This window comes from Dorea sp. ICN-14282 (assembly GCF_037890115.1).
Lineage (GTDB): Bacteria > Bacillota > Clostridia > Lachnospirales > Lachnospiraceae > Dorea_B > Dorea_B phocaeensis.
The window spans coordinates 135693-150881 of record NZ_JBBKBH010000002.1 but is presented as its reverse complement, the minus strand read 5'-3'; the positions used below and the strand labels follow the sequence as shown (position 1 = coordinate 150881).

19 protein-coding genes, 2 tRNA genes and 1 riboswitch are annotated in these 15189 nt (G+C 43.5%); of the genes, 20 read left to right on the top strand and 1 reads right to left on the bottom strand.

Annotated elements, in window-relative coordinates:
• The first annotated feature begins 5 nt into the window (after positions 1-5).
• The 11 genes from WKT00_RS06000 to WKT00_RS05950 all read left to right on the top strand — a co-directional run bounded on the left by WKT00_RS06000 (position 6) and on the right by WKT00_RS05950 (position 6220).
• Positions 6-383: a hypothetical protein gene (locus tag WKT00_RS06000; protein ID WP_101694906.1), complete on the top strand. Its 378-nt coding sequence runs from the start codon at positions 6-8 to the stop codon at positions 381-383.
• Positions 384-411: 28 nt separating this feature from the next.
• Positions 412-732 (top strand): TfoX/Sxy family protein, encoded by a 321-nt coding sequence (locus tag WKT00_RS05995; RefSeq protein ID WP_101694905.1) that lies wholly within the window; start codon positions 412-414, stop codon positions 730-732.
• Between the two features lie 106 nt (positions 733-838).
• The gene (locus tag WKT00_RS05990) at positions 839-1147 is read left to right on the top strand and encodes a helix-turn-helix domain-containing protein (protein WP_173814581.1); all 309 of its coding nucleotides are present in this window, start codon (positions 839-841) and stop codon (positions 1145-1147) included.
• Positions 1105-1716 carry an SdpI family protein gene (locus WKT00_RS05985; RefSeq protein ID WP_340261893.1) on the top strand — a complete coding sequence of 204 codons (612 nt, stop codon included), beginning with the start codon at positions 1105-1107 and terminating at the stop codon, positions 1714-1716. The genes WKT00_RS05990 and WKT00_RS05985 overlap by 43 nt, the downstream gene beginning before the upstream one ends.
• 68 nt (positions 1717-1784) lie before the next feature.
• Entirely contained in the window at positions 1785-1928 is a 144-nt protein-coding gene (locus WKT00_RS05980; protein ID WP_173814579.1) for a hypothetical protein, read from the top strand.
• 13 nt (positions 1929-1941) lie between these two features.
• Positions 1942-2454, top strand: coding sequence for a hypothetical protein (locus WKT00_RS05975; protein WP_340261887.1), 513 nt, complete (start codon positions 1942-1944; stop codon positions 2452-2454).
• Between the two features lie 198 nt (positions 2455-2652).
• The gene (locus WKT00_RS05970; protein WP_101694903.1) at positions 2653-3393 is read left to right on the top strand and encodes a peptidylprolyl isomerase; all 741 of its coding nucleotides are present in this window, start codon (positions 2653-2655) and stop codon (positions 3391-3393) included.
• A 155-nt stretch (positions 3394-3548) separates the two neighbouring features.
• A complete protein-coding gene (locus tag WKT00_RS05965; protein WP_340261880.1) occupies positions 3549-3698 on the top strand; it encodes a hypothetical protein in 150 nt (49 codons plus the stop codon).
• 95 nt (positions 3699-3793) lie between these two features.
• Entirely contained in the window at positions 3794-4525 is a 732-nt protein-coding gene (locus WKT00_RS05960) for a DUF554 domain-containing protein (RefSeq protein ID WP_340261877.1), read from the top strand.
• Positions 4526-4605: 80 nt separating this feature from the next.
• Positions 4606-4734: riboswitch (FMN riboswitch) on the top strand.
• A 151-nt stretch (positions 4735-4885) separates the two neighbouring features.
• Positions 4886-5512, top strand: a complete 627-nt coding sequence (locus WKT00_RS05955; protein ID WP_101694901.1) for an ECF transporter S component — start codon at positions 4886-4888, stop codon at positions 5510-5512.
• Positions 5513-5536: 24 nt separating this feature from the next.
• Complete coding sequence (locus tag WKT00_RS05950) at positions 5537-6220, top strand: TIGR00266 family protein (protein WP_340261874.1); 684 nt, start codon at positions 5537-5539, stop codon at positions 6218-6220.
• Positions 6221-6258: 38 nt separating this feature from the next.
• On the opposite strand, the gene WKT00_RS05945 is transcribed toward WKT00_RS05950, so the two are convergent.
• A complete protein-coding gene (locus tag WKT00_RS05945) occupies positions 6259-6903 on the bottom strand; it encodes a PduL/EutD family phosphate acyltransferase (RefSeq protein ID WP_101694899.1) in 645 nt (214 codons plus the stop codon).
• A gap of 213 nt (positions 6904-7116) precedes the next feature.
• Here WKT00_RS05945 and dapF point away from each other — a divergent pair, with 213 nt between their 5' ends.
• From dapF to WKT00_RS05900, 9 genes are all read left to right on the top strand, one after another.
• Positions 7117-7962: a diaminopimelate epimerase gene (dapF, locus tag WKT00_RS05940; protein WP_340261868.1), complete on the top strand. Its 846-nt coding sequence runs from the start codon at positions 7117-7119 to the stop codon at positions 7960-7962.
• Positions 7963-8120: 158 nt separating this feature from the next.
• Positions 8121-8191: transfer RNA gene (locus WKT00_RS05935), tRNA-Gln, on the top strand.
• A 54-nt stretch (positions 8192-8245) separates the two neighbouring features.
• Positions 8246-8319 (top strand) — tRNA-Pro (locus WKT00_RS05930).
• 86 nt (positions 8320-8405) lie between these two features.
• On the top strand, positions 8406-9752 hold the full coding sequence (locus WKT00_RS05925) for an MATE family efflux transporter (RefSeq protein WP_101694898.1): 1347 nt from the start codon (positions 8406-8408) through the stop codon (positions 9750-9752).
• 133 nt (positions 9753-9885) lie between these two features.
• Positions 9886-11346, top strand: a complete 1461-nt coding sequence (locus WKT00_RS05920; protein WP_340261862.1) for a sodium-dependent transporter — start codon at positions 9886-9888, stop codon at positions 11344-11346.
• 146 nt (positions 11347-11492) lie between these two features.
• Positions 11493-12398, top strand: a complete 906-nt coding sequence (gene nadA, locus WKT00_RS05915) for a quinolinate synthase NadA (RefSeq protein WP_340261859.1) — start codon at positions 11493-11495, stop codon at positions 12396-12398.
• 30 nt (positions 12399-12428) lie between these two features.
• Positions 12429-13607 (top strand): L-aspartate oxidase, encoded by a 1179-nt coding sequence (locus tag WKT00_RS05910; protein WP_340261856.1) that lies wholly within the window; start codon positions 12429-12431, stop codon positions 13605-13607.
• Between the two features lie 86 nt (positions 13608-13693).
• Positions 13694-14545, top strand: coding sequence for a carboxylating nicotinate-nucleotide diphosphorylase (nadC, locus tag WKT00_RS05905; protein WP_340261853.1), 852 nt, complete (start codon positions 13694-13696; stop codon positions 14543-14545).
• A 25-nt stretch (positions 14546-14570) separates the two neighbouring features.
• Complete coding sequence (locus WKT00_RS05900) at positions 14571-15092, top strand: transcription repressor NadR (protein WP_340261850.1); 522 nt, start codon at positions 14571-14573, stop codon at positions 15090-15092.
• Positions 15093-15189 lie beyond the last annotated feature (97 nt).

The window sequence follows — 15189 nt, the reverse complement described above, 5'->3', positions numbered from 1 at the left end:
ATATTATGGGATTATTTGGTAAAAGCAAAAAAGAACGAGAAAAAGAATATATGAACAGATTAGATGTTCCATCGTGTTTAAAAGAAGATTTTGAATTGATTATTGATGATGTATTTACAATTATGGGGGTTGGAACAGTTGCCGTAGGAAACATATTAATAGGGATGTGCAGAGAAGGAGAAAATGCGTGTATTTATAAAGCAAATGGAGATGTCTTAGAAACTAGAATTACTACTGTCGATGTACATACAAAAGAACGAAAAGCAAATGGTTGTGGATATAAAACAGAGCATGTTGGACTTGGGTTACGAGGAATTTCCAAGGAACAATTAGAAAAAGGCGATAAAGTAATTGTAAAGAATGCCAATATGTATGGAATGTAATTACAATTTCAAATTTTGAGGTGAAGTCATGGCGTCAAGTAAGGAATATTTGGAATTTATTTTAGGGCAGTTATCTGGATTAGATGAAATTACATATCGAGCTATGATGGGAGAATTTATTATCTATTATCGAGGTAAGATTGTAGGTGGTATCTATGATGATAGATTGCTTGTTAAACCGGTAAAATCAGCAATTAGTTATATGCCAACAGCTTTGTATGAATTACCTTATGAGGGAGCAAAAGAAATGTTGTTGGTAGATGAAATAGATAATAAAGAGTTTTTGACAGGATTGTTTAATGCTATGTATGAGGATCTGCCAAGTCCAAAGCCGAAAAAGAAGAAATAAACAAATAGAAATTTATGTGAGTAATGACAGATGTTAATTTGCGTTGCTTGTGGTAACGGTTGTTTTGATTTTTAATAGTTGTATCAAAACAAAGGAGGCACAGGTTATGTTAAACGAAAATATTAGAAATTTACGAAAAGCAAAAGGGCTTTCGCAAGAAGAGTTGGCTATAAAACTTAATGTAGTAAGGCAAACAATATCTAAGTGGGAAAAAGGATTATCGGTTCCTGATGCAGGTGTTCTCATTCACATGGCGGAATTACTGGATGTGTCTGTTGGCAGTCTTTTGGACATTGAAACAGACAGCAGTGACAATCTGAATTTGTCTGAAGAATTGGAACAGTTGAATGAGCAGCTGGCAAAGAAAAACAGATGGGAAAAACTAGTTATGCAGGCGGGGAAAAAAGAGAATTGATCTTATTCCTTTCGATTGCCGCTATGCTGATTGCTTTGATTGTAAAAAATGAAATAGTGTCCATTCTGCTTGTAGGTGCATGTATGCTTGCGGCAGTCATCATCTTGTATCGTAACTTAGCCTTACTTACCAGCATAACGACAGATGATTTGAAAATAGGCATTTTGCGCACTACGACCATTTTCAATATTCTTGTTTTAGCAATAGGAATAATCTTTGCGATTTTAGTAGCGTTTGATATCTTTACATTTTCAGAAAATGGAGAAAAGATGTTTGCTATGGCGTTGGTGTCCTGCGTGATGATTTTCGCAGGTATTATATCTCCGAAACTGCCATACAGCAGACATACTGGGGTGCGTTTGCCGTGGACAATATGTGACGAGGATACATGGAATATTGCGCATAGCATTTTAGGCTATATCTCACTTCCGATTGCTCTACTCTATATCACTTGCGCTTTGACGATTTCCAATTTTGAAATTGTTACCATCTGTGCAATGGCGGCATGGGTTGGTATTCCGGGTGTGGTTTCTTATCTATTCTCTAAAAAGAAAATGAGTGGGAAATAAATTATAGAAAAATCCCAGTTTTGTTTGACTGAAAAATAAATATAAAACGTGAATTTTAGGAGGGAAATATGGTTGAGAATTATTTGGATATAGTTGCTGTCTTGGTAATATTTTTTTGCCTTGGCATTTTATTATCAAGATTAGGTGGTATTGGTGGAATTATTATAAAAATTAAAAGAATGGTTTCCAGATTAAGGGGAGATAGAGACTAAGAGAACACGCAAAATGGAGATTAGAATGAAATACAGAATAGTAATTCCTGAGTCAAAAGAGCAGTTTTTGTATTTAATTAATCAAACTACAAAAGAGTTAAATATACAAAATCAAGCGTATAGAAAAACGATATTAGCAAGCTATGATAAAGAAAACAATGTTTTGGAAGTAAGTTGTGCGGTGGGAAGTATGAATGGCGGTGGCTGGGAACAGTTTCGGGCAACCGTAGAAAGCCATGATGATAGCGTTGTTTTGGAAGGTGAATTCATGGTTTTGCCATATATAAAAAGAGGAGCTCAAATATTTTTGATTGCCATGTTAATAATAGGGTTCCTTTTTTCTAAGGGAGATCCGTTTTTGTTAGGAGAAATATTAATAATATTTGTTCTCCCGCTACTTTTGCTTTATAAAAACTTACAAAAAATAGTTGGAAATGAAGAAGGGCGGCAATTGGTTTTGCGTTATTTTGAAAACGATTTAAATGGAGAAGTAGAAGTGATAGGAAGAAAAAATAGAGAGGATTGAAGGTATGTTTGGGCTTAAGAAAAGAAGCCGCTTTTGATACGGAGAAGGGACACTGGCTATAAGGACTCCGTGGGGTGATACAAGATTAGCAGGAAGCGCGATTACAGATTAGCCAGGAACGTGCTTGTAGACGAACTTTACAAAAGTAAGTAGTGTCGCGTATAATAGACACATTAACAAGAAAAGGAGAACAGTAACATGAGTGATAAAGTGTTGGCAAAAGTAGCAGGAAGAGAGATTACAGAGGCAGAATTTCATGCATATCTGCAGGGAATCCCAAGAGAGCAGCAGGCATATGCAGCAAATCCGCAGTATCGGGATCAGTATTTGGATCAGTTGATTTCTCTCCATATGTTTGCGCAGTTTGGCGAGGATGAGAAGCTTGATGAAACAGAAGAGTACAAGACTATTTTGGAGAGCGCTAAGCGTGATATTCTGGCGCAGCTTGCAATGCGCAATACGTTGAAGAAAGTACAGGTGACAGAGGACGAGATCAAGGATTATTACGAAGCGAATCCGAAGAAGTTTGAAAAAGGTGCCACCGTATCTGCAAAACATATTCTGGTAGAGACAGAAGAAGCATGTAAAGACGTTCTGGCACAGATTGAGAGCGGTGCAAAGACCTTTGAGGACGCAGCAAAAGAGTATTCTACCTGCCCGTCCAAAGAGCGCGGCGGAGACCTCGGAGAGTTTGGAAGAGGGCAGATGGTGAAAGAATTTGAAGACGCAGCATTTGCGGCTGAGATTGGTCAGATCGTAGGACCGGTAAAGACACAGTTTGGAGCTCATTTGATCAAGGTGGAGAAGAAACAGGATTCTTCCAAAGCAGCATTTGATGAGGTGAGAGCTCAGATCTATCAGCAGTTAATGGCGGAAAAGCAGAATGATGCCTATACAGCAAAGGTGGAAGAGCTGAAAGGAAAATATCTGGAGAAATAGAGCAGGATATGGTAGATGTAAATGATCGGGCGAAAGCCTATATGCAGATAAACGGATGGCGCCACATCGTTCTGAATGTGGAGGAGATCACTAGCTGATGTGCGGCTCCGCATAAGGAGATTTCGGTAAGTTTTACCGAAGAGGATGAAGAAGCTATGACCTTGAAGGGGTTCCTGGTGGATCAAAGCGAATTGGGAAATGTATATTATCCGGCGGAAGGGATCAAGATTTCAGACCCCATTGTCGTGAAATATGTGGAATATCCGTGGATTACCTGTTTTGAAGTGGAGGGAATTACATTTTGACATTTGGGGAAAATCTTCTATAATAGAAAAGAATGTGCTTTGGCACATGGCGGGTATCGTCAGAGAGGAATGGCGGATAGAGGAGGAAACAAAAAATGCCAATTGGTGTAATTGTAAACGGTCTTTCGGTGGCCATCGGCGGAATGATTGGCGCGCTGGTGGGCGGAAAGCTTAAGCAGGAGTTTAAGGATAATCTGAATCTGGTCTTTGGAATCTGTTCTATGAGTATGGGAATCAGCAGCATCGTCTTGATGGAAAATATGCCGGCAGTCGTATTTGCTGTGATTATCGGGACGGCGCTTGGCTTATGGATCCATCTGGGAGAGCGGATCAACAGAGGCGCAGGCTGGATGGAGCAGGGAGTAGCCAAATGGTTCCCGTCTAAGAAAAGTAATATGGAAAAACAGGAATTTACGGCAACGCTAGTAACGGTAATTGTGTTGTTCTGTGCATCGGGTACAGGGATCTATGGATCCATTATTTCAGGGATGACAGGAGATCACAGCATTCTGATGGCGAAGTCTATCTTGGATCTGTTTACAGCGCTTATCTTTGCGTGCAGTTTAGGAATGGTGGTGTCGGTGATTGCCATTCCGCAGATGGTCATTTTCCTGATTCTGTTTTTTTGTGCAGGAATCATTTATCCCATGTGTACGCCTGCTATGATTGCAGATTTCAAGGCGTGCGGCGGTTTTATTATGCTGGCTACGGGATTTCGGATGGTGAAGCTTCGGATGTTCCCGATTGCGGATATGATTCCGGGGATGATTCTGGTGATGCCGGCAAGCTGGCTGTGGGTGAATTATATTCTGCCGCTGGTAAGTTAAGGAAATTTTACCATCAGTAAGTTAAGAAAAATGCTTGAATATTCGCTTCGGCAGGTATACAATAAAAAAGAATAAAGAAAAAAATTCTTCGGGGTCGGGTGAAAGTCCCAACCGGCGGTATAGTCCGCGACCTGTCGCTTTCGTTGAGCGGCGGCTGATCTGGTGAGATTCCAGAACCGACAGTACAGTCTGGATGAGAGAAGAACTGAGTGGTTGTTACGAAAGCAATAAGATCCCGATATAGTTCTATATCGGGATTTTCTTTTGCTTTATGGGAAAATTTATTCCTAGTAAACCCAAAATCTTTTAACAGAAGAATTTCTTTCTTTAAGATAAAATTTATCAAAAGGAGAAAGAAACATGAACACAAACGTAATGATGAAAGAACAGATCAAAACCAAAACACGGGTAAAAACAATGGTGCAGATTGCAATGCTTTCTGCGATTGCGGTAGTATTAATGCTGTTTGAGATTCCGCTTCCATTTGCTCCGGCATTTTACCAGATTGATTTTAGTGAGGTTCCGGTTCTGGTTGGTTGTTTTGCTATGGGTCCGGCAGCGGGAGCAGCGATAGAGTTTTTGAAGATTCTTCTGAATTTTGCAATTAACGGAACAGTGACAGCTGGAGTTGGAGAAGTGGCTAATTTTTTAATTGGCTGTGCGCTTGTAATTCCAGCAGGACTGATTTATCAGCGGAAACGAACCCGACAAAGAGCGGTGACAGGAATGTTGGTTGGAACGGTGTTAATGACGGCAGCAGGCTGTGTGCTGAATGCTTATGTACTGCTTCCTGCTTATGCGAAAGCGTTTGGAATGCCAATGGAAGTGTTGGTAGAGATGGGAAGCAAGATCAATGGATCTATTACCAATCTTTTTACTTTCGTGATGTTTGCAGTGGCGCCGTTTAACCTGCTGAAAGGCATAGTGGTATCTATGATCGTATTTATTATTTACAAGAAGATAAGTCCGGTCTTTAAGATGAGATAAGAAAAGGAACAGGAGGAAACGAAAATGAGGTATCAGATTCAAGGAGAGACGCTGCCGGTTGTGATCTGCCATCTGGAAGCGGGCGAGCGTATGATTACCGAAGGAGGAAGCATGTCTTGGATGTCTCCAAATATGCTGATGGAGACGAGTACGAATGGAGGCTTAGGCAAGGCGCTGGGAAGAATGTTTTCCGGAGAGCGTATGTTTCAGAACATCTATACGGCGCAGGGGGGACCGGGGATGATTGCATTTGCGTCCAGTTTTCCGGGTTCTGTCAAGGCCTTTGAGATCGCGCCGGGACAGGAAATGATTTTCCAGAAAAGTGCATTTTTGGCAGGAGAAGCTGGTGTGGAGCTGAGTATTTCGTTTAGTAAGAGATTTAGTTCGGGTCTGTTTGGCGGGGAAGGATTTATATTACAGAAAGCCGGCGGCTGCGGAATTGTGTTTGCAGAATTTGACGGTCACGTGGTGGAATATGTGCTTCAGCCGGGGCAGCAGATTGTGGTAGACACGGGACATTTGGCAGCGATGACGGCAGGATGTAATATGGAGATCCGCAGTGTGCCGGGAGTTAAGAATATGCTGTTTGGCGGAGAAGGTGTGTTTAATACTGTAATTACAGGTCCTGGAAAAGTTTGGCTTCAGACGATGCCAATCAGCAATGTGGCAGGGGTATTAAGACCGTATCTCCCATCTGCCGGGGCATAAAGGGAAGATACAGGAATGTAAAACGGGATTCACAGAGATTAAAGTCTGTGAATCCCGTTTTGTAGTTCTTCCGCCCATTTCTGCAGATTATAAGTTCTTCCGCCGAATAATTTCAAGATGACCCCGGTGGGGTGGTTGTCATTGGCAAACGCATTTGCCTCGTCGGTATCAACGTGCATGGCCAGCGCATAATCGGGACTGACCCGGACAATCACGTCGGCGTAAATCAGAGAACGCTCGAAACTCTCCATGATGACAAAGACTTCATCGTTGTCTTTGACATTCATCTGAATCGCCTGAACGGGCGTCATATGGATGTGGCGTTTGGCTACGATTACGCCATGATCAATGGTGAGAGAACCATTGGGACCGATCAGAGTACAGCCGGGAGATCCGGCAGTGTCTCCGGATTGCCGAATAACACCGGGAATTCCAAGCTTACGGGAATCGGTCATGGAGATTTCAAGCTGTGTTTCCTTTCGGAATGGACCTAAGATGGCAACGTTTTCAAAGGAGCCTTTCGGTCCCTGGATGGTTAACCGCTCTTGGGCAACAAATTGTCCCGGCTGGCTTAAATCTGCCTTGTAAGTAAGTTCGGCGCCTGTTCCGAATAAGGCCTCAAAATCAGACCGACACATATGAATGTGGCGGGCGCTGGTTTCAATTGGAATTGCAAGCCCCATGTGATGTTCCTCCTTTAAAGCTGGCATGAAACTTTTGTTTCTGTTATTGTTTTAATATTTTACCAAATCAACGTGAAAAATTCAAATAGAATCGTAAGAAATAAAGCAGTCAGTGTTCCTTCGTTGACAAGGAGCGGGTTATTCATTATAATTCCGGTAACAACACCAATAGAATAAGACTAAAAAATAGAGAAACAGCGAGGGATGAAAAGAATGAAATTTACGAAAATGCACGGGCTTGGAAATGATTATGTCTATGTGAACTGTTTTAAGGAAACGGTAGAAAATCCATCGGAGGTGGCAAAATATGTAAGTGACAGGCATACAGGAATTGGCTCTGACGGATTGATTATGATATGCCCGTCCAGTCAGGCGGATTTTGAGATGCAGATGTATAATGCAGACGGATCTAGGGGAGAGATGTGTGGAAACGGAATCCGCTGTGTGGGAAAATATGTTTATGATTATGGATTGACAGATCAGACCAGTATTTCGGTGGAGACGCTGGGAGGGATTAAATATCTGGATCTTAATGTTGTGGAAGGAAAAGTAGCTTCTGTTAAGGTAAATATGGGACATCCTGGATTGAAAGCGTGTGAGATTCCTATCATCATGGATGAAGGAAGAGAGCAGGATCCGGTAATTCTGTCTCCAATCGAAGTGAGAGGTCAAACGTATCAGATGACGGGCGTTTCTATGGGAAATCCACATACAGTTGTGTATTTGGAGAATATACAGGGAATGGCGATTGAAGAGATTGGGCCGGCATTTGAACAGCATGAGCGTTTCCCAAATCGAATTAATACAGAGTTTGCACGGGTATTGGATCGGCGTACGGTAGAAATGCGTGTCTGGGAGAGAGGCTCCGGCGAGACGATGGCATGTGGAACCGGTGCATGTGCGGTTGCCGTAGCGAGCATTCTAAATAATTATACAGAAAATCAGGTGACAGTTAGACTGTTAGGAGGAGATCTGGAGATTGAATGGGATCGAGAGGCGGATATTGTCTATATGACGGGACCGGCTACGACCGTATTCGATGGAGAAATCGAGATTTAATCAGCATGGGAAAACTGCCAGGAAACAGCGCGAAAACAGGGCTTCGGAAAAAAGTTGAAAAAAATTTTAAAAAAATTCAAAAAAGTACTTGATTTATTTTTTTTCTTTGCTATAATATAACATGTTCGCTGAACAAAACAGAGAACAAAAGCAGATGTTGCGGATTGGTGTAATGGCAGCACAGCAGACTCTGACTCTGTTAGTAGAGGTTCGAGTCCTCTATCCGTAGTTCCTTGGCAGGGGCGCCGAATGCCTGAGAATCAGGCATTCGGTCATATTTTATCGGAGTGTGGCTCAGCTTGGTAGAGCGCTACGTTCGGGACGTAGAGGTCGCGTGTTCGAATCACGTCACTCCGACTTCGCCGAGGACGGAGATGTTGAGAGGTTACAGAAATGTAATCTCTCTTTTTTTATGTATTTAAAAGATATGGGATGAAGATGGTATGAATGGGCAAAAGTTTTACAAAAATTTCTTTTCAATTTATATAACGCTGGTGTTGCAGAATGTAATTACACTTAGCGTAAATCTAGCGGATAATTTGATGCTGGGTTCGTATAGCGAGACGGCGCTTGCTGGTGTGGCGGCAGTCAATCAAATTCAATTTGTATATCAGCAGATTATTCTGGCGCTGGGGGACGGGCTGGTAATCTTCTGCAGTCAGTACTGGGGAAAGCGGCGGATTGATCCGATGAAAAAGATTAGTTCGGCGGCAATGCGGGCGGCGCTTGTAGCCGCAGTGGTTTTGTTCGCGGCGGTAAGCATTTTTCCTTATGAAGCTGTTCGGATCTTTACGGAAGACGTTCCGATTATTGAGGAGGGAGTTGGGTATCTTGGAATTGTTCGATTTACCTATCTCTTCTTTGCGGTGACGCAGATCCTGTTGGCTTCGATGCGAAGTGTAGAGTCAGTGAAGATTGCGTTTCGTCTGTCGGTGATGACGCTTCTTGTAAATTGCGGGATTAATTATGGATTGATCTTCGGGCATTTTGGCGCTCCTTGCATGGGAGCCAAAGGTGCGGCAGTGGGAACTTTAGTTGCCAGAGTTTTAGAGTGTGTGGTTCTGATCTGGTATGTGATTAAAAAGGATGAAAAGTTAAGATTACGCTTGAAAGATTATCTCTCAACAGACAAAGTTCTGGTGTGGGATTATATTAAGATTGTAGTGCCGATCTTGATTGTGCAGGGGCTGTGGGGAGTGAATACAGCGCTTCAGACGGTAATTCTTGGTCATATGACGGCTGCCGCCATTGCGGCAAACAGTGCTGCGGCCACTTTATTTCTGGTGGTAAAGTCTGCGGCAGTAGGGGCGTCTTCGACGGCGTCAGTGCTGATCGGAAAAACGATTGGAACCGGAGATATGGGGCTGGTGAAACGATATGCGAAAAAATTGCAATGCTTGTTTGTGTTGATTGGCGTGGTGTCTGGGATCTTTTTGTTTTTTATTCGAATTCCAGTATTAGGACTTTATGATTTGCAGCCGGAAACGAAGGAAATGGCAAATGCATTTCTGGTGATTTTGAGTGTGATCTGCGTGGGAATGTCCTATCAGATGCCTACCAATAATGGGATTATTCGGGGCGGCGGAAGTGCGATGTTTGTGGTGAAAATGGATTTGATCAGCATTTGGATGCTTGTGATTCCGTTGTCATTTTTTCTGGCATTTGTGGTAAAGGCATCTCCGGCAGTGGTGGTCTGTTGTTTGAATTCGGATCAGATTTTTAAGTGTATTCCGGCATTTGTCAAATGTAATTATGGAAAGTGGATTCACAAGCTTACGAGGGATGCTTAAGTATAGAAGAGGGAAGATGCGGCTGATATGAAAGATGTAAGGTTGCATTTTTATACGGTAATAGGTTATAATAGCAAAGTCTAGTTGCAGATGTGGGGGAGAGTGACCGACGAAAGAGAATGGAGGAAATGAGATGAAGAGAGAAAAATTCGGATCAAGGCTTGGATTCATTTTGGTATCAGCCGGATGTGCAATTGGAATCGGAAATGTGTGGAAGTTCCCATATCTTTGCGGAGAATTGGGCGGAGCTGCATTTATTCTGATTTATCTGATATTTTTGTTGATTATGGGAATTCCGGTTTTGGTGTGTGAGTTTGCCATTGGACGCGGAAGCCGTTACAGTGTGGCAGCAGGGTTTGAGGAACTGGAGCCCAAAGGAAGCAGGTGGCATCATACCAAATGGATCGGTATTATCGGAAGTTATCTTTTGATGATGTTTTACACGACAGTTGGTGGTTGGATGATGTATTATTGTTTCCGTTCTGTGAGAGGCGATTTTGTAGGAGCTACGCCGGATGCGGTAGAGGCTGGGTTTGCAGATATGCTGGGAAGTCCGGGGACGCTGACGATGTGGACCGTATTGATCTGTGTAATTGGATTTGCGGTATGCTGGTTTGGAATTCAAAAAGGAATTGAGCGGATGTCGAAAGTAATGATGACGGCGCTGCTTTTGATTATGGTGGTATTGGCTGTACGTTCATTCTTCCTGGATGGTGCGGGAGAAGGAATCCGCTTCTATCTGGTGCCGGATTTTGCGAAGATGCAGCAGACCGGAATTGGAAATGTAATTTTTGGAGCCATGAGTCAGGCATTCTTTACATTGTCCATCGGTATTGGAGCCATGATGATTTTTGGAAGCTATATGAGTAAGGACAGAAGTCTGGCTGGCGAAGCAATCAGCATTACCTGTCTGGATACTTTTGTGGCGTTAATGGCTGGATTTATTATTATCCCGGCGTGCTTTGCGTTTGGGATTGAGCCGGGGGCAGGACCGAGCCTTATTTTCATCACTATTCCAAATATATTTGCCCAGATGGCAGGCGGACAGTTTTGGGGAGCATTGTTCTTCCTGTTCCTGACATTTGCTGCGTTTACGACAATCGTAGCTGTATTTGAAAATATTATTTCATTTGATATGGATCTGTTTGGCTGGTCCAGAAATAAGAGTGTGCTGGTAAGTGCGGTCCTGATTATTGTTTTGAGTATGCCATGCGTGCTTGGCTTCAATGTGCTGGCTGGCTGGGAGCCGGTGGGCGCCGGAAGCACCATCATGGATCTGGAAGACTTTATCGTATCTAATAACTTGCTTCCACTTGGAAGTCTTGGATATCTTCTGTTCTGTACAAGAAAGAATGGATGGGGATGGGATAACTTCCTGGCAGAAGTGAATGCGGGGAATGGAATTAAGTTCCCGAAAGGAATCCGCTGGTATGTTGGCTATGTGATTCCGGTTATTATTATGATTATTTATATGAAAGGGTACTACGACAAATTTGTAGGAGAAGGACCGGCGATGTTGGCCGGCTGGATGGCAGTGGCAGTGCTGCTTTTGGGATTCGTATTATATTGTGCGTTTGCTAAGAAGAAAGCGTAGCGTCAATCGGGGACGGAGGTTTTTTCAAAAAACCTCCGTCCCCGATTGTGTTTCACCCTGTCCCCTCTCAAAAAAATAACTGTCTTGTCACATGTAAAGCGAGGTGCTATAATAGGAGCAATGTGAATCTGAGAAAGGAAAAGGTTATGGATATTATAGAACAGATCAAAAAATTAAAAAAAGAGAAAAATGCTGTGATTCTTGCGCACTATTATGTACCGGACGAGGTACAGGCAATTGCTGATTACATTGGAGATTCTTATTATTTAAGTAAGGTTGCAGTGGATTTAAAGGAGCAGACAATCGTATTTTGCGGCGTATCTTTTATGGGAGAGAGTGCTAAGATCTTAAATCCCAAGAAGACGGTACTGATGCCGGATATGACGGCGGATTGTGCGATGGCGCATATGGCGGATCGTGAGACGATTCAGGAGATGCGAAAGAAGTATGATGATCTGGCAGTGGTGTGTTATATCAATTCGACGGCGGAATTGAAGCAGTATTCGGATGTGTGCGTGACTTCCGCAAATGCAGTAAAGATTGTCAAAGCTCTTCCGAATAAGTATATTTTCTTTATTCCGGATCGAAATCTGGCGCATTATGTGGCAAGTCAGGTGCCGGAAAAGGAATTTGTCTATAATACAGGATACTGCCCGGTGCACGAGAAGGTACAGGTAGAAGAGATTTTAGAGGCCAAGCGGATGCACCCGGCGGCGGAAGTATTGACGCATCCAGAATGTGCGGAAGCGGTATTGAAGATTTCCGATTATATCGGCAGTACCTCAGGTATTATTCGATATGCAGAAGAAAGTCCAAAGCAGGAATTTATTATTTGTACGGAAAATGGAGTGCGTTATGAACTGGAAAAGAGAAATCCGGGCAAGAAGTTCTATTTCACAAAGACGGAACCAGTCTGTCACGATATGAAGAAGGTTACGCTTGAGAAGATTCTTCAAGTGCTGGAAACGGGAGAAAATGAAGTGTTTGTAACGGATGAACTCAGGGAGAATTCCGGCAGACCGCTGGAAAAAATGCTGGAGCTGGCCAGGTAACGGCACGGGCATTTGGGAGGAAGGAAAAAGATGGATATATATGCAGACGTTGTCGTAGTCGGTACCGGAGTTGGCGGTCTTTTTAGCGCGCTTAATATTGGGAAAGACAAAAAGGTAGTCATGCTTACCAAGGCGGACGCAGAGAGCAGTGATTCTTTCTTGGCACAGGGAGGAATCTGTGTGCAGCGGGATGATGAAGATTATGACGGCTATTTTGAAGATACCATGCGGGCGGGGCGTTATGAGAACCGGAAAGAGTCGGTGGATATTATGATTCGCTCTTCCAGAGAAGTGATCGCGGATCTGGTGTCGTATGGCGTGGAATTTGAACAAAAAGATGGGGAATTTGTCTATACTCGTGAAGGGGCACATTCCCGGCCGCGGATTTTGTATCATGCGGATATTACAGGAAAAGAGATTACAAGCAAATTACTTAAACGGGCAAGAGAACGGGCAAATATTACGATTTATGAATATATGACAATGACCGACATTCTGGTGGAACAAGATTCCTGCCAGGGAGTCGTGGCAGAGTATCAGGGGAAGACGTGGAATATCCATGCGCCGTATACTATTTTTGCCAGTGGCGGGATTGGAGGATGTTATCCGAATACCACTAATTTTCCGCATTTGACGGGAGATGCATTGGCAATTGCAAAACGGCGGGGAATCCGTTTGGATCATTTGGACTATGTACAGATCCACCCGACAACGCTGTATTCCAAGCGCCCGGGACGCAGATTCCTCATTTCAGAATCTGTGCGGGGAGAAGGTGCAGTGCTTTACAACAAGGCAGGAGAACGGTTTGTAGATGAACTGCTGCCAAGAGATGTGGTGACGGCGGCGATCCGAGAACAGATGGAGAAGGACGGAACAGACCACGTGTGGCTGTCGATGGAGAGGATTCCGAAGGAAGAAATTCTGGCCCATTTTCCTAATATTTGCTGTCAGTGTAAAGAAGAGGGATATGATCCGTTGAGCGAATGGATTCCGGTAGTTCCGGCGCAGCATTATTTCATGGGCGGAATCTGGGTGGACAAGAATAGTAAAACGTCCATGGAGCATTTGTACGCGGTGGGTGAGACCAGCTGTAATGGTGTTCATGGGAGAAATCGTCTGGCAAGCAATTCTTTGTTGGAGAGTATGGTATTCGCAAAGCGTGCAGCGCAAAGCATTATGCTGGAACTGGCAGAAGAGGAAGGCAGATAAGGAAGGTAAATAAGAAAGGCGAATAAGAAAGGCAGCTTAAGGAAGAAAGTAAAATAGAAAAGAATTGATAAAGAAGGAGAAGCAATATGAATCAGATTACGATGAAATTACAGGCAGACCATTTGATTATGGAAGCGTTGAAAGAGGATATTTCAAGCGAGGATGTAACGACGAATTCCGTTATGAAAGAGAGGGTTACCGGAGAGGTGGAACTGATCTGCAAGCAGGACGGGGTGATTGCAGGCCTTGATGTGTTTACCAGAGTATTTACACTTCTGGATCCGGAGACTGAGGTAGAGCTATACTGTAAAGACGGGGAAAAGGTGAAAAATGGTCAGTTGATGGGAAAGGTGACCGGAGATATCCGGGTGCTTCTTTCCGGAGAGCGGGTAGCACTTAATTATCTGCAGCGGATGAGTGGAATTGCAACTTATACTCACTCTGTAGCAGAGCTTTTGAAGGAAAGCAAGACAAAGCTTTTGGATACGAGAAAAACGACGCCGAATATGCGGATTTTTGAAAAGTATGCCGTACGAGTGGGCGGTGGATACAACCATCGCTACAATCTGTCTGATGGTGTGCTTTTGAAGGATAATCACATCGGGGCAGCAGGCGGTGTGAAGGAAGCGGTACGGATGGCGAAAGAATACGCACCGTTCGTCAGAAAGATCGAGGTTGAAGTTGAGAACCTTGATATGGTAAAAGAAGCGGTGGAAGCAGGCGCTGACATTATCATGCTGGATAATATGACGACGGAAGAAATGCAGGAGGCTATTGCGGTGATTGATGGTCGTGCAGAGACGGAGTGTTCCGGAAATGTGACGAAGGAGAATATTGGAAGACTGACAGAGCTTGGGGTTGATTATATTTCCAGCGGCGCGCTGACACATTCTGCGCCGATTTTGGACATTTCTCTGAAAAATCTTCATGCAGTCTAAGAAAAGCGGAGGTGGAACGAGGCATATGACAGGTGCAAAGAGAAGGGCAGAAATCGTTCAACGGATCCAGGCGCAGGCAGAGCCGGTATCTGGGCAGAAGCTGGCGGAGGCATATGGAGTGAGCCGTCAAGTGATTGTGCAGGATATTGCGCTGATCCGCGCCGCAGGTTATGACATTATTGCGACGAATCGAGGTTATATACTGAACGCTCCGGTGGCTGCAAAACGGACGTTCAAGGTACAGCACAGCGATGACCAGCTGGAAGAAGAGCTGTGCAGCATCGTGGATCTTGGTGGCTGTGTGCATAATGTGATGATTCATCACCGGGTGTACGGACGGCTGGAAGCAGAACTTAATATCAATTCCAGGAAAAAGATTGCAGATTTTCTGGAAGATATCAGAAGAGGGAAGTCCAGTCCGCTGAAAAATATTACATCCGGATATCATTATCACGAAGTGACGGCCGATAATGAAGAGACTTTGGATATGATTGAGCATGCATTGAAGGAGAAAGGCTTTCTTGTAGTGCAGGAGTCACTAGAATAATATGCTTTTTGTTAATTTATCTACTTATGCCGATTTGCTTACAGAACTTTCAAAAAATGGTATAATAAATGTACTGTTACGTTTGTTGTAATTCAGA